Origin of the sequence: Paenibacillus germinis (genome assembly GCF_013141785.1) — a bacterium.
Taxonomy (GTDB): Bacteria; Bacillota; Bacilli; order Paenibacillales; family NBRC-103111; genus Paenibacillus_E; species Paenibacillus_E phytorum.
The window spans coordinates 1-863 of the sequence record NZ_WHOC01000053.1 but is presented as its reverse complement, the minus strand read 5'-3'; the positions used below and the strand labels follow the sequence as shown (position 1 = coordinate 863).

At 46.0% G+C, this 863-nt stretch carries 1 protein-coding gene; it reads left to right on the top strand.

The window, feature by feature from the left end:
• Positions 1-351: 351 nt before the first annotated feature.
• The gene (locus tag GC102_RS10685; RefSeq protein ID WP_171689510.1) at positions 352-843 is read left to right on the top strand and encodes an RrF2 family transcriptional regulator; all 492 of its coding nucleotides are present in this window, start codon (positions 352-354) and stop codon (positions 841-843) included.
• The last annotated feature ends 20 nt before the right edge of the window (positions 844-863 follow it).

The window sequence follows — 863 nt, the reverse complement described above, 5'->3', positions numbered from 1 at the left end:
ATATTAGCTTTGATGAGCATATCTAAGCATTCTATGATTGCCATTTACTCCGTGCAGAACGAGCAGGAGGCGCGGATAAAGTGAAAGAAAGCGGCTAACACTCTGGAGTGAACAGGGGGTTGGCTGTTTATGATTTGGGCTCTATTTTTTACGAATTCTTTCGGGTTGACTCCCAAAAATCGGATTCGAAATGAAGAAGAAACGTTAATTCTCAAGACAACACTGATGGCGATGGGAACGAACATTGGATTGATCATGATGGGGGATGCCATTGCAATTTGGAGTTGGATCGTTTATTATGGATACTACAGGTCTATATTAATGATAATATTGAGAAGGGAGGTGGGAAACTTGCAGTTCTCCAAAAGTACAGATTATGCCCTACACGCCTTAGTTCATCTGGGACACTCGGAGCGTTGCAACAATGTCGGGATCAAGGAATTATCTGGGGCACTTGGTGTTTCCGAAAGCTATTTATCCAAAATCATGTCCAAGCTGAGGCAGGATGGAATCGTACGTGCTGTGCCAGGGGTGAACGGCGGTTACGAGCTTGCCAGGCCGGCTGAACAGATTACGTTTCTTGATGTGATTCAAGTGATTGAAGGAAGACAGAAGTTGTTCGAATGTTCCAATACGAAGTCGCAGCAACATCGGTTGTTAGCGGAAAAGGGGACTGCCCAGCGGGATCGGGATCAGGAGCGTTCAGGAAAGAGCGAATGTTTGGTCGAGAAGGTGATGGAGGGCGCGGAACAGCATCTGCATCAATACTTGCGGGAACACACGATCCAGTCGTTATTGGATGAGGCTTTCAAGCGTTGCAACCACGAGTCAAACAAGAAGTGATACACTTCTTGCGCTTTAAT